Consider the following 12,973-nt stretch of genomic DNA (forward strand, 5'->3'; position numbering starts at 1 on the left):
CAGCGTAATGACGGCCGCAAATTCGCAGATCGCCGAAGTCTGATCGTTCTTCACCACCGGTGTCGGGGCCGTTCCGGTGTGTGCCGGCGTGACCCCCGACGCCCGGCTGGCGACCGGACCGCGCCCGGCTCGCAGTTGTTGCGTGACAAGGGATCGGCTGCTCGACGGCGCACCCGCGTCCACTTCCCGGGACGCCGGAAAATGTGACGCAGACGACAGCCGCGCCGCCGCGTGGAACGTCCCTCAGCGCGCCGCCGGCACGGCCTCCCGGGCCAGGGTGAGCGCGCCGAACAACGCGGCGTCGTCGGCGAAGCGGGAGCGCACCACGTCGGGCGGGTGCGGCAGCGCCTCGGTCAGCCGGTCGACCAGCATCCGCCGGATCAGGTCGCTGCGGGTCACGCCGCCGACCAGCACGAGCCGCTGGGGGTCGAGGAGCAGGCAGCAGGTCGCCAGCGCCCGGGCCGCCTCGTCCACCCGGGCGGCCAGCGCGTCGCGGGCCGGGCCGGGCCGCTCGGCCTCGGCGGCCAGCCCGGCGGCCCCGCCCGGCAGGCCGAGGTCGGCGGCGAGCCGGTCCAGCGCCAGCCCGGAGAAGTCCCGCTCCAGCATGGTCCCCGGCCAGGGACCGCCGGCCACCGCGTACCCGATCTCGCCGGCCGCGCCGCGGTGCCCGGCCAGCACCGCGCCGCCGACCGTCACGGCCGCCGCGATCCCGGTGCCGATTCCCACCACGAGGCCGGGGTCGACCCCGCGCAGGGCGCCCAGCCGCAGCTCGGCCAGGGCGGCGGCGTTCAGGTCGTTGTCGACCGCGACCCGGGGCACGTCCAGCGCGTCGCGGACCGCGTCGGCGAGGCGGAGCCGTTCCCAGCCGGGCACGTTGGGCGCCAGGTCGATGCCGTCCGGGCGGACCACGCCGGGCGAGGCGACCCCGGCCGCGGCGACCGGGCCGCCGACCTCACCGACCAGGTCGCCGGCGAGGTCCAGCGCCCGGGCCAGCGCCTGCGGGGCGCCCTGTTCGGCCAGGGTGGGTACCCGGCGGTGGGCCAGCAGCCGACCGTCGGCGTCGGAGACCCCGACGGCCATCTTGGTGCCGCCGAAGTCGATGCCGAGCAGCAGCCCGGCCCCGTGGGCGCCGGCGACGGGCGGGCCGGACAGGCGCACGCTCACCGCGCCACCAGTTCGGCGGCCACGGCGTCCAGCGCCTCGTCCGCCACACGCAGCAGGTCCCGCACCGCGCCCAGCCGCTCCGCCACCGGGTCGAGGGCGGCGCGCAGCGCGCCCACCTGGGCGCGGACCGCCGCGGCGCCCGGACCGTCCGCCTGCGCCCGCCGCAGCACCAGCTCCGGACGGACGGCGGCGGCGATCAGGTCGGCCACGGCCGCGTCGTCCAGCGGGCCGGCGATCGGGTCGGCGGCGGCCCGCACGCCCTCGGGCGTCCAGGTGTCCGGCCCGCCGGCGCGGACCAGCCGGCCGACCACCGAGTGGGCGGCCCGGAACGGTACGCCGTGGCGGGTCAGCGCGTCCGCGGCGGCGGTGGTGGTGGCGCCGGACGCGACGATCTCCTCCCGGCTGGGCGGGTTGAGCGGTGCGATCTCGGCCAGGAAGCCACCGACCAGGGCGAAGAAGCGCTCGGCCCGGTCGTTGCTCTCCCAGAGCCGCACCTGCACGTCCGTGGTGGCGTTGTTGGAGTCCTCCCACCAGGCGGCGCCCACGTTGTTGAGCACCGAGGCGGCGTCCGCGGCGGCCTGCCCGGCGTACGAGACCAGGTGCTCCAGCACGACCGGGTTGCGCTTCTGCGGCATGATGCTGCTGCCCTGGGTGAAGTCGCCGGGGGTGGTGACCCAGTTCCAGCTCAGCCAGTCCATCAGCGTGCGGGCCAGCCGCGCGCCGGTGGCCAGGGCCCGCGCGTTGAGCGTGCCGACCCGGACCAGGTGGTCGGCGCCGGCCACCGCCTCGTACGAGTTGGTGACCAGGCCGGCGAAGCCGAGCAGCTCGGCCACCCGGGCCGGGGCGATGTCCAGGTCGGTGCCGGCGAAGGCGCAGGAGCCCAGCGGGGAGACGTTGAGCTGGTCGATCACGTCGGCGTAGGTGGCCGCCTGCTGGGTCAGCGCCTCGGCGTAGCCGGCCAGGGCGTGCCCGATCGTGGTGGGCTGCGCCGGCCGGCGGTGGGTGTAGCCGGTGATGACCACGTCGGCGTACCGGTCGGCCCGGTCGAGCGCGGTGCGGCCGGTGTCGACCACCCGCTGGAGCACCTCGACGAGCTGGTCGCGCAGCAGCATCCGGAACACACCGGCGTCCAGGTCGTTGCGGCTGCGGGCCAGCTGCACGTCCAGCTCGGAGGTGGGGATGCCGCACGCTTCGGCGAGCCGCTTCTCCAGCAGGTAGTAGGTGTCCTCGAAGCCGCCGTCGTACGCCGGCGGCGCGCTGGGGTCGGCGCGCAGCTCGGCCAGCCCGCGCAGCAGCCGGGCGCCCCGGTCGGCCGGGATCAGCCCCTGCTCGGTCAGCATCACCACGTGCGCCTGGCTGGCCCGCACCATCGCCGGGTAGAGGCGTCCGACGTGGTGGTCGTAGGTCGGGGCCAGGTGGTTGCGCTGGTAGGTGGTCAGCGTGCTCATCGGGTTTCCTTCCGGTCCGCGGTCAGGCCGAGCAGTCGCTCGGCGTTCCCGGCGAAGATCGCGCGCAGGTGCTCCTCGGGCACGCCCATCTCGTGGCAGATCCGGAGCTGGTCGTCGAGGTAGCGGGTGACGTAGCCGCGGGGGAACCAGGACGAGTCGCTGCCGAACACGATGCGGTCCGGCCCGATCGTCTCGTAGCAGCGGCGGAACAGGTCCTCCAGCGTGAGCCGGTACGGCATCCAGCGCACCCACTGGTTGGAGCCGGACGTGTCGATGTGCACGTTCGGGCAGCCCCACGCGGTGAAGAACAGCTCCTGCACGTGCTGCACGCCGAAGTGCGGCACCACCACGGCCAGCTCGGGGAAGCGGCGGGCCATCCGGGCCAACTCGTCCGGTCCGCCGTGGCGGCCGACGCTGAGCCCGCCGGCGCTGCCGTAGTGCCCGATGTGGATCAGGACGGGCACACCGAGGCGCTGGGCGGTGCCCCAGAGCGGGTCCAGGTCGGCGTGGTCGAGCGGGCCCCGCAGCAGCGGGGCGAACAGCTTCAGCCCGCGCAGGCCCCGCTCGGTGACCGCGCGTTCCAGCTCGGCCGCGGCGTCCGGTCCGTACGGGTCGTGGTGGGCGAAGCCGAGCAGCAGGTCCGGGTGCCGGTCGACCACGTCGGCGACCGCGTCGTTGCCGCCGCCGGTGACGAACACGGCCCGCCGGACCCGCGCGGCGCGCAGCTCCTCGGCCCACCGGTCCGCCTCGTCCTGCCAGCGCTCGGCCGGCGGCTCGGGGTCCGGGAAGGCCCAGGCCCGACGCCACCCGCGGGCGTACGGAGCGGACCCGGCGGCCCGCACGGCCCGTTCGCGCTCGCCACCCGGATGCATCCCGGCGGCCTCCTCGCAGGCGTGCACCGTCTGGTCGGCGCCGATGCGGAAGTGCAGGTGGAAGTCGACGACGTCCAGTCCCCGGTCGACGGTCACGTGTCCTCCTCGGGCGGCGGGTCGGCGGTGGGCGGTTGCGGCAGCGGGTCGGCGGTGGGCGGGGCCGGTGGCGGGGCGGCCACCCAGGCGGCCACGATCTCCCGCAACCGCGCTCCCGCGGTGGCGCGGACCGTCCGCCCGGCCTCCTCGGTGGCCAGCGAGACGTGCCCGGACCAGCCCTGCCACGGGTCGGGGCGGGACTCCACCAGGACGTACGGGTGGTCCACCGGCAGCTTGGGCCGGGGCGGCAGGTCGGCGACGGCGTCCAGGCGTACCGCCTCGGGCGCGAAGCCGAGCACGCCCGAGGTCTCGTACGCGCCGCCGTGCCCGCGGGCGATCGCGTCGCCGTAGAGTTCGGCGGTCTCCGCCGGGGTGACCAGCTGGAACCAGTTGACCAGCAGCAGGCTGGCGGTGCGCCGGCCGGAGACCCACTCCATGGCGGCCCGGACGGTGGACATGTTGGCGTCGTGGCCGTTGACCACCAGCAGCCGGGGGAAGCCGGCGGCGACGATGCCCTCGATCACGTCGGCCAGGTAACCGACGGCGATCTCCGGCCGGATCGCCACCGTGCCGGGCCAGGGCCGGGTCTGCCCGGGGCAGGCCGCGTAGGCCACCGGCGGGAACAGCACGCCGCGCGGGCCGGGCCCGGGCGCGGCGCTCTCGGAGGCGAAGCCCTCGGCGAGGACGAGGTCCGCGCCCAGCGGGAGGTGCGGTCCGTGCCACTCCACCGCGCCGACCGGCAGCACCGCGAAGTCCGCCGCCGCGACCACGTCGGCCAGTTCGCCGCCGGGGATGCCGGCGGCGGGCAGCAGCCCGCCGCCGTCGGCCCAGCGGCCGGTCACGCCGTCCACTTCGTCGCCTCCCGCGCCGCCCGGCCGCCGTTCTGCATCCGGCCGGAGATCACCATCACCACGAAGATCAACACAACCTGGAGCATCCCGTACGCGGCGGCGGTGCCGACCTCGAACGAGTACATCCGGTTGTTGATCTCCACCGAGATCGGCGCGGTCTCCGAGGTGTAGATCAGCACCGAGGCGACGAACTCGCCGACGCCGTTGACGAACGCGAGCAACGCGCCGGCCAGCACGCCGGGCAGCATGAGCCGCAGGGTCACCGTGCCGAACGCCCGCCACCAGGACGCGCCGAGGTTGCGGGCGGCCTCCTCCAGCGACGGGTCGAGCTGGGCCAGCGTCGCCGAGCTGGAGCGGAACACCAGCGGCAGGAAGCGGACGAAGTAGGCCAGCGGCATGATCCAGAAGGTGCCGATCAGCACCTGGCCGAAGCTGAACGCGTTGCCGGTGCTGAACGCCGAGATCAGGTTGATCGCGACCACCGTGCCGGGCAGCGCCCAGGCCAGCATGACCGCCACGTCCAGCAGGCCGCGCCCGCGGAAGTCCAGCCGGCGCACCGCGTACGCGATGAGCACGCCGACCACGACGCAGCCGACGGTGGCGAGCAGGCTCATCTGCAGCGAATTGAGGATCGGTCGGTACGCGTCCGGGTCGGAGAAGATGGTGACGAAGTTCTGCGTGGTGTAGCCGGACGGGATCACTTCGGTGGTCCACGACCCGTCCCGGGAGAACGCCACCAGGGCGATGGTCGCCACCGGCGCGAGGAGCACCACCACGGCGAGCAGCGAGGCGAGCAGCGCCAGCCAACGGGCGAACGGGTTGGTCAGCTCGCGGCGGTGGCCGGCCACGCCCTTGGACTGGGAGCGGTAGCTGCGCCGCCCCTCGTACCAGCGCATCCCGAGCAGGAACAGCACCGACACCACGGCCAGCACCGACGCGTAGGTCGAGGCCATCGGCAGGTCGCCGTTGGTGCGGTTGATGTAGATCTGCATGGTCATGGTCCGGTCCACGCCGAACAGCAGCGGGGCGGTGTACGAGGCCAGCGAGGTCATGAAGACCAGCAGCGAGGCGGAGACCAGCGCCGGGGTGAGCATCGGCAGCAGCACCGTCCGCCACACCCGGACCCGGCCCGCGCCGAGGTTGTAGGCGGCCTCCTCGACCGACGGGTCCATGCCGACGAGCGCGGCGGACGTGGCGAGGTAGAAGAACGGGTACATGGTGAACGTGTGCACCACCAGCACGCCGGCGATGCCGCTGAACGGCAGCACCGGGTTCTCCGTGCCGAACAGCTGTTGCAGGGCGCGCGGCAGGATGCCGGTCTCGCTGTAGAGCAGTTGGAACGAGATCGCCCCGATCAGCGGCGGCAGCGCCGCCGGCACCAGGATGATCGCTTCGATGATCCGCCGGCCGGGGAACGAGAACCGCTTGAGCAGGAACGCCATGGCCACGCCGACGACGCCGCAGAGCAGCACGCTCGCCGCCGAGATCAGCAGCGAGGTGACCAGCGCGGAACGGGCCACGCCGTCGCCGGTGAGGAAACGGGCCCAGTTCGCCGCCCCGTCCACCCCGACGCTTTCGCCGAAGGTCGCGAGCATCGGCTGGACCACGTAGCCGAACAGCACCAGCGCCAGCGGGAACACCAGGACGTACGGGAACCAGCGCGAGTTGGCGTTGAGCCCCGGCCGGCGGGACCGCCGGCCCGACGGCGGGGTGGGGTCCTCGGTGATCGGCGGGACGGTGGCCGCGCTCGGGGTCGCGGGAATCGTGCTCACAGCGTCACCTCAGTTCGCGACTGCGGGGCTCGCAAAACCGGCTCACTCCTCGCGCTCACAGCGTCACCTCAGATCGCGACTGCGGGGCTCGCAAAACCGGCTCACTCCTCGCGCTCACAGCGTCACCTCAGATCGCGACTGCGGGGCTCGCAAAACCGGCTCACTCCTCGCGCTCACTCGCCCACCACCCACATCCGCTCCGGCGGCAGCCGCAGCCCGACCTGGTCGCCCACGCCCAGCCCGGCCGGCACGTCGATCGCGGCCACCTGGACCGGTTCACCGGCCACGTCGACCAGCAGGTTGGTGGCCATGCCGGTGAACTCCAGCTCGGTCACCCGGCCGCTGAGCGCGCCCTCGTCGGTGGCGGAGGTGAGCGTGATGTGCTCGGGCCGGACGCTGACCAGGGCGGTCGCACCCGCGGTGAGCCCGTGGTCGGCGGGCGCGGCGACCGGGACCTCCGAGCCGCCGGGCGGCGCCACGGTGACGCGTTCCGGGCCGGCCGCGGCCACCGGCAGGTCGAGCACGTTGCTGCGGCCGATGAACCGGGCCACGAACGCGGTGGCAGGCCGGTGGTAGATCTCCTGCGGCGTGCCGACCTGGCGGACCCGGCCGGACTCCATCACCGCGATCCGGTCGGACATGGCCATCGCCTCGGCCTGGTCGTGGGTGACGTAGAGGGCGGTGGTGCCGCTGTCCTTCTGGATCCGACGGATCTCCACCCGGGTCTCCTCGCGCAGCTTGGCGTCGAGGTTGGACAGCGGCTCGTCGAGCAGCAGCGTGCGGGGGCGGATCACCAGGGCCCGGGCCAGCGCGACGCGCTGCTGCTGGCCGCCGGAGAGCTGGTCGATGCGCCGGTCGCCGTACCCGGCCAGGTGGACCTGGCCGAGCGCCTCGTCGATCCGCCGCTTCGACTCGGCCCGGCCGACCTTGCGGATCTTCAGGCCGTACGCCACGTTCTGGGCGACGCTCAGGTGCGGGAAGAGCGCGTAGTTCTGGAACACCATGCCGGTGTCGCGCTTGTTCGGCGGCCGGTTGGTGACGTCCTCGGCGCCGAAGCGGATCCGGCCCGAGCTGGGGAAGTAGAAGCCGGCGACCATGCGCAGGGTGGTGGTCTTGCCGCAGCCGCTCGGGCCGAGCAGGGTGAAGAACTCCCCCGCGCCGATGCGGAGGTCGACGTCGTCGACCGCCGCGGTGTCGCCGGCACGCGGGAAGCGCTTGCTCACCGACTCCAGCGTGACATCGATCATGATGTCTCTCCTTGCGTCCGGTAACCGGGTCCGACCGGTGACGGGGTGGGTGATGCGGAACGGCGACGGCGGGACGCCGGGTGCGCGGTGCACCCGGCGTCCCGTCCACTCAGCCCTTGTTCTTGATCTGGCTGTTCCAGTGGTTGATCCACTCGGTCTCGTTCTTGCCGATCACGTCCCAGTCGACGTTCAGCGGCTTGAGGTCGAGCTGGGCCAGCCACTCCGGCTTCTCGGCGATGTCCACCGCCGGGATCTGGTAGTAGTCCTTGGCCAGCTCGGCGCGGAGCGAGTCGTCGAAGAGGAACTCGAGGAACTTCTGCGCGCCCTCACTGTTGCCGCCCTTGACCTGGGCCAGCCCGTCAACCAGGACCGGCGCGCCGGAGGCCGGCATCACGTAGCCGAAGGGCATGTTGGCCTGGTTGGCCTGGAGCAGGATGTCCTGCAGGTTCCAGGCGCTCAGCGTGCCCTGCTGGCGGGACAGCTTGAGGTACAGGTCGGTCGGGTTGGCCGCGTACGCGCCGGTGTTGGCGTCGAGCTTCTTCAGCCAGTCGTAGCCCGGCTGCGGGTTGCTGCCGTCGGGCGACTGGCGCTGGATCATCGAGGCGTAGATCGACCGCATGGTGCCGGAGGCGGCCACGTCGCGGATGATGATCTTGTCTTTCCACTCCGGCTTCAGCAGGTCGTCCCAGTCCTTCGGGGCCTGCTCCGGGGTGAGCGCCTTGTTGTTGTACATGATGACTTCGGGCAGCAGGATCTCGCCGAACCACCGGCCCTGCGGGTCCTTGTACGCCGCGTCCATCTTGCCGGCGAACGACGGCTGCCAGGCCGCCAGCAGGTCCTCGGACGCGCCGGCGGCCAGGCCCTGCTGCGTGCCGCCCCACCAGACGTCGGCCTGCGGGTTGGCCTTCTCCGCGCGGACCCGCTCCAGGATCTCCTGGGCGCCCAGGTTGAGCACCTCGACCTTGCCCTTGTACTCGGGGTACTTGGCGGTGAACTTGTCGAGGACGTAGGTGGTGACCTTCTTGTCGCGGGCCGTGTAGATGGTGAGCTTCTCGGCCGCGCCGCCGCCGGAGTCACCGGAGCCGCCGCCGCAGGCGGTGCCGGCGGCGAGGACGGTGGCGAGCGCTCCGGCGAGCAGGAGTCGACGTCTCATGGGGTACCTCCGAGGGGTGTGAGGGGGAACGGTGGATCAGGGAGCGGGTAGCAGGGCGGACAGGCCGGACGCGGCGGCCGAGAGCGCGTAGCTGATCGCGCCGTAGAGCACCGCCCGGTCACCGAGCACCGCGCGGCGGACCTCGGTGGGGCTGGGCGCGGCGGCGGACACCAGCGCCTGCAGCCGCGCCACGGCGGCGTCGTCGAGGTCGGCCGCGGCGCCGCTGAGCAGCACCCGGCCGGGGTCGATCACGCAGGCGCAGGAGACGATGAGCCGAGCCCAGGCGTCGAGCAGGTCGGCCAGGTAGGCGGCGGCGCGCTCGTCGGCGGCGGCCAGCTCCACCAGCGCCCGAACCGGCGCGGCCGGCCGGCGGCCCGGGGCCAGCGCCACCACCCGCTCGGCGACCGCGCTCTCCGACCAGCGGGCCTCGAACGGCCCGACCCCGTCGTGGCCGCGGTCGGCCGGGTCGAGCGGCAGGAAGCCGACCTCGCCGGCCGCGCCGCCGGCGCCCCGACGGACCTGCCCGTCCAGCACGAGACCGGCGCCGATGCCGTCGGCGACGTGCAGCAGGAGCAGGTCGGCCACGTCGGCCCCGGCGCCGGCGGCGTGCTCGCCGGCGGCCATCAGGTTCACGTCGTTGTCGACCACGACCGGCACGCCGAGCCGCCGCTGGACCGACTCCCCCACCGGACGGGCCTCGACCAGCCCGACGGAGGGGGCGAGCCGGACCGCGCCGCCGGTCGAGACGCCGGGCGCGGCGATGGCCACCCCGCGCAGCGCCGGCAGGCCGGGGCCGGCCAGCTCGGGCACGGCCGTGCAGATCAGGTCGACGATGTCACCGGTGCGGCGCACCGTGCGGTGGGCGATCACGGCGCCGTCGCTGTCGGCGATCTCGCAGCTGATCCGGGCCGGTTCCAGGGCGACCGCGGCGACCAGCTCGGCGCGCGGGTTGAACTCCAGGATGGCGCGGGGGCGGCCGGCCCGGGACGCGCCGGGGCCGCGCTCGATCAGGTAGCCCTCCGCGATCAGGTCCCGGACCAGCGGGGTGAGCGTGGCAGGGCTCAGCCCGGTCAGCTCGGTCAGCTCAGCCCGGGACAGCACCCGGGCCTGGCGGGCGGCGGAGATCACGCTACGGCGCTTGATCTCCTTCGACCGCTCCCGGCTCACCGGGCTCGTCGGTGGGGTCACCACGTCAGTCACATTTCCTTCCTACGGCGAACGAAGTATTGAGTCAAGTAACGGTTGGGTCTCGCCGGCTTCGCCGCAGCGGTCTTCACCTCGCCAAATGGCCGAGACGAGAGCATCTGAGCGCGCCCGGATCCGCCAGTGCGTCCGCACAGTGCTGCGGCCGGCCACCCCCTTTGCTTCACATTGCGAAGGATGAGAGAGGGGTCGCCCGACGGGACGGCTTCAGCGCCGCCCGCCGAACTGCCAGTTGCGCACCTCGATGTCGGTGTACCGCCGCACGGTCAGGAGGGCGCGAGCCGCCTCCGGGTGCGACGCCTGCACCAGCATCGCGGTACCCAGCCAGGCGTCGCCGTCGTCGGACAGCAGCGGGCCGTACGCGATCAGCCGGTCCGGGTCCGGCGGCACGGCGAGATCGACCGCCCGCCCCACGCCGAGGGCCAGCACCAGGTAGCGGTTGCCGCCGACCGGACCACCAGGGAAGTCGCCCATGCTCCGCCCCAGCGTGTTACCCCAGCGTCGGAGCAACACGTCGCGATACACGCCGGCCTGGTAGTTGGGCTCGTCGAAGGCGAACGCGCGGGCGGCGGCAGGGTCGGGCAGGTCGACGATGTGCAGGCTGCCGGTGGGCGTCGCACCGTCGTCGGCGAGGGTCGGCCCGCGGGCGATCATTCCGCTCGCGAACCGGTCCATGTAGGACCAGTGGTCCTCGCGCAACGCCTCGCGCAGCGGGGCGGTGCCGCGCCGGTCACGGTGGAAACACAGAAACTCCATGCCGGACAGTCTCGACGCACGGCCGGCGGCGCGGTGGCCGGCGTCGCCGGCGGCCCGACCGGACACACCGACCCGGGGCGCCCCCACATCCCCGACCACCCCTTAATGAGGTTCATCTATATTGACGAGTGTCATGAGCGCGACCAGACTTCCGGGACCACCACCCCCACCATCCCGCTCCGGGAGGGCGCCATGAACCGTCCCCATCCGCCGCTACGACGTACGGCCGCACGACTGGCCGCGCTCGCCGCGGCCACCGCCGGTGTGCTGCTCGCCGTCGCCGCGCCCGCCAACGCCGCGGTGCCCACCGGGCGCTACGTGGCGCTCGGCGACTCGTACACCGCCGCCCCGCTCGTGCCCACCCAGGTCGACCTGAACTGCCTGCGGTCCAACCGCAACTACCCGTCCCTGGTCGCCGCGTCCGCCGGCTCGTCGTCGTTCGCGGACGTGAGCTGTTCCGGGGCCACCACCGACGACATCCTCTACGGCGGCGACGGGCAGCTCGGCATCACCGTGCCGCCGCAGCTCAACGCCGTCACCTCGACCACCGCGCTGGTGACGGTGCAGATCGGCGGCAACGACATCGGCTTCTCCGGGATCATCAGCGACTGCGCCGAGGCGAGCGTCAGCAGCCCGCTCGGCTCACCGTGCAAGGACCGGTTCACCGCCGGCGGCACCGACCAGCTCCGGGCCCGGATCGCCGCCACCGTGCCGAAGGTGACAGCGGTGCTGCGGGCGGTCCGCCAGGCCGCGCCGAACGCGCGGGTCGTGGTGCTCGGCTACCCGGCGATCCTGCCGGACAGCGGGTACGGCTGCTGGCCGGTGGTGCCGATCGCCTACCAGGACGTGCCGTACCTGCGCGGGGTGGAGAAGGCGCTCAACACCATGCTGGCCGACACCGCGGCGGCGAACGGCGCGAGCTACGCCGACGTCTACACCCCGTCGATCGGCCGGGACGCGTGCAAGGGCAGCGGCACCCGCTGGGTGGAGGGACTGATCCCGCAGAACGCGGCCGCGCCGTTCCACCCGAACGCCCGGGGCGAGCAGGGCATGGCCACCGCCCTGCTGGCACACCTCAACTGAACCGGTCCGCCGGTGGGCCCGTCCGGACGGGCCCACCGGCGGCGCCCCGCCGTCAGGCGCGGGTGATGCGGACGGCGTCGGCGACCACGAAGCCGCTGCCTGCGGTCCACCGGCTCACCCCAACCCGGTCGCCGGATCCGGCCGCCAGCGCGAAGACCCCGAGCGAAACCCACCGGCCGCCACCGGACCGCTGGTCGACCACCACCGCCCGGTTGCCGGTGGTGGTTGCCACCAGGTACGGCGTCCGGTCGTTGTAGCCGGGGTCGGCCGGGTACCACACCGCGACCTCGTAGTCACCGGCCTCGGGGAGTGTCGCCCGGAACCAGGCCACGTCGCTGATCGACGCCGGCGCGGCGAACCGGTAGTCGGCGCCGTACCGCTGGCCCGAGTACGCCGAGGCGCCCCACGCCGCTCCGGCCGTGAAACCGCCCGAGGTGGCGTTGTCGACGGTCACGCTCCACGGGCCGGGCGGCGTCGCGCCCCCGCGTACGTCGATCCAGTTGCGGTCGATGGTCATCGTCACGCCGCCCCAGGTCTCGGTGACGTCGCCCGCGTACTGGTGCAGGCGTTGGCGGTCGGCGTAGCGGGTGTCCGCGCAGTAGGTGCCGGCCCCGGTGTCGGCGACGCCGTTCCACCAGGCGATCCAGATCTGGTCGAGGCGCAGGTACCGGGCGTCGTCGTAGGCGTCGCACACGTCCTTGATCCCGGACGAGCCGCTGGAGTACATCCCGGCGAGGTAGCCCCGCGCGTGCAGTCGCTCCACCCAGCCGGACAGGAACGACAGCACCGCCGCACGACAGGAGGCGCTCGAAGGGTAGTGCTCGATGTCGTTGTAGAGCGTGCTGCCGACGCCGATGCCGAGCGCCTGGGCGGCACCGACCGCGTCGTCCGCCGCGGTCGCCCCCTGGGCGCGGGCGACGGCCGGGTCGGCGGACATCTTCGGCGTACGTGTGCCGCAGGGCGCCTGGCGGCCGAGGTCGATCGGGATCAGCCGCCACCCCTTGGCGGTCTGGCTCGCCACCCAGGTCGCGGTGAGGTTGGGTTGCGCGCACGTCCGGCTGGCGCCGCTGATGTAGACGCCGATCGCGCGGTACGGCGAGCCGGCCAGCCAGGCGTCCATCGCGGCCTGCGACGGGGCGGCGCAGGTGTCGAACCCCCGGCCGGTGAACGTGCCGGGCTGCGGGCCGACCGCCGCCGCCACCGGCGACGGCTCGGCCGCCGGGGCGGCGAGGGCGGCGGCGACGGTGAGCGCCGTCAGCGCCACGGCGATCGTTCTCATCGGCAAAACCTTTCATCGAGACGCACGGGAGTGAAGGGTATCGACATCT

Annotated in this window: 11 protein-coding genes; 1 reads left to right on the forward strand and 10 read right to left on the reverse strand. The window is 73.6% G+C overall.

Annotated elements, in window-relative coordinates; translation table 11 throughout:
• Window positions 1–243: 243 nt before the first annotated feature.
• The 9 genes from O7600_RS06500 to O7600_RS06540 form a co-directional block, all read right to left on the reverse strand.
• Window positions 244–1,164, reverse strand: a complete 921-nt coding sequence (locus O7600_RS06500; protein ID WP_281592772.1) for an ROK family protein — start codon at window positions 1,162–1,164, stop codon at window positions 244–246.
• Window positions 1,161–2,612 (reverse strand): lyase family protein, encoded by a 1,452-nt coding sequence (locus tag O7600_RS06505; RefSeq protein ID WP_281592773.1) that lies wholly within the window; start codon window positions 2,610–2,612, stop codon window positions 1,161–1,163. Before O7600_RS06505 ends, O7600_RS06500 begins: the two co-directional genes overlap by 4 nt.
• Window positions 2,609–3,580, reverse strand: a complete 972-nt coding sequence (locus O7600_RS06510; protein ID WP_281592774.1) for an amidohydrolase family protein — start codon at window positions 3,578–3,580, stop codon at window positions 2,609–2,611. The genes O7600_RS06505 and O7600_RS06510 overlap by 4 nt, the downstream gene beginning before the upstream one ends.
• Entirely contained in the window at window positions 3,577–4,422 is an 846-nt protein-coding gene (locus O7600_RS06515) for a creatininase family protein (protein WP_281592775.1), read from the reverse strand. The genes O7600_RS06510 and O7600_RS06515 overlap by 4 nt, the downstream gene beginning before the upstream one ends.
• Complete coding sequence (locus O7600_RS06520; RefSeq protein WP_281592776.1) at window positions 4,419–6,203, reverse strand: iron ABC transporter permease; 1,785 nt, start codon at window positions 6,201–6,203, stop codon at window positions 4,419–4,421. The genes O7600_RS06515 and O7600_RS06520 overlap by 4 nt, the downstream gene beginning before the upstream one ends.
• Before the next feature lie 173 nt (window positions 6,204–6,376).
• Entirely contained in the window at window positions 6,377–7,450 is a 1,074-nt protein-coding gene (locus tag O7600_RS06525) for an ABC transporter ATP-binding protein (protein ID WP_281592777.1), read from the reverse strand.
• A 109-nt stretch (window positions 7,451–7,559) separates the two neighbouring features.
• Window positions 7,560–8,603 carry an extracellular solute-binding protein gene (locus O7600_RS06530; protein WP_281592778.1) on the reverse strand — a complete coding sequence of 348 codons (1,044 nt, stop codon included), beginning with the start codon at window positions 8,601–8,603 and terminating at the stop codon, window positions 7,560–7,562.
• A gap of 36 nt (window positions 8,604–8,639) precedes the next feature.
• Window positions 8,640–9,803: an ROK family protein gene (locus tag O7600_RS06535; protein WP_281592779.1), complete on the reverse strand. Its 1,164-nt coding sequence runs from the start codon at window positions 9,801–9,803 to the stop codon at window positions 8,640–8,642.
• A 210-nt stretch (window positions 9,804–10,013) separates the two neighbouring features.
• Window positions 10,014–10,562 (reverse strand): YciI family protein, encoded by a 549-nt coding sequence (locus O7600_RS06540; protein ID WP_281592780.1) that lies wholly within the window; start codon window positions 10,560–10,562, stop codon window positions 10,014–10,016.
• Window positions 10,563–10,754: 192 nt separating this feature from the next.
• On the opposite strand from O7600_RS06540, the gene O7600_RS06545 reads away from it, so the two are divergent.
• Window positions 10,755–11,645, forward strand: a complete 891-nt coding sequence (locus O7600_RS06545) for an SGNH/GDSL hydrolase family protein (protein ID WP_281592781.1) — start codon at window positions 10,755–10,757, stop codon at window positions 11,643–11,645.
• Between the two features lie 52 nt (window positions 11,646–11,697).
• On the opposite strand, the gene O7600_RS06550 is transcribed toward O7600_RS06545, so the two are convergent.
• Window positions 11,698–12,924 (reverse strand): glycoside hydrolase domain-containing protein, encoded by a 1,227-nt coding sequence (locus O7600_RS06550; protein ID WP_281592782.1) that lies wholly within the window; start codon window positions 12,922–12,924, stop codon window positions 11,698–11,700.
• Between the last annotated feature and the right edge of the window lie 49 nt (window positions 12,925–12,973).

Source organism: Micromonospora sp. WMMA1998 (assembly GCF_027497375.1).
GTDB classification, from domain to species: domain Bacteria; phylum Actinomycetota; class Actinomycetes; order Mycobacteriales; family Micromonosporaceae; genus Micromonospora; species Micromonospora sediminicola.

Coding starts and splice junctions, on each gene's coding strand:
- O7600_RS06505 (WP_281592773.1), bottom strand. CDS start 2,612: ATGAGCACGCTGACCACCTACCAGCGCAACCACCTGGCCCCGACCTAC.
- O7600_RS06525 (WP_281592777.1), bottom strand. CDS start 7,450: ATGATCGATGTCACGCTGGAGTCGGTGAGCAAGCGCTTCCCGCGTGCC.
- O7600_RS06530 (WP_281592778.1), bottom strand. CDS start 8,603: ATGAGACGTCGACTCCTGCTCGCCGGAGCGCTCGCCACCGTCCTCGCC.
- O7600_RS06540 (WP_281592780.1), bottom strand. CDS start 10,562: ATGGAGTTTCTGTGTTTCCACCGTGACCGGCGCGGCACCGCCCCGCTG.
- O7600_RS06545 (WP_281592781.1), top strand. CDS start 10,755: ATGAACCGTCCCCATCCGCCGCTACGACGTACGGCCGCACGACTGGCC.
- O7600_RS06550 (WP_281592782.1), bottom strand. CDS start 12,924: ATGAGAACGATCGCCGTGGCGCTGACGGCGCTCACCGTCGCCGCCGCC.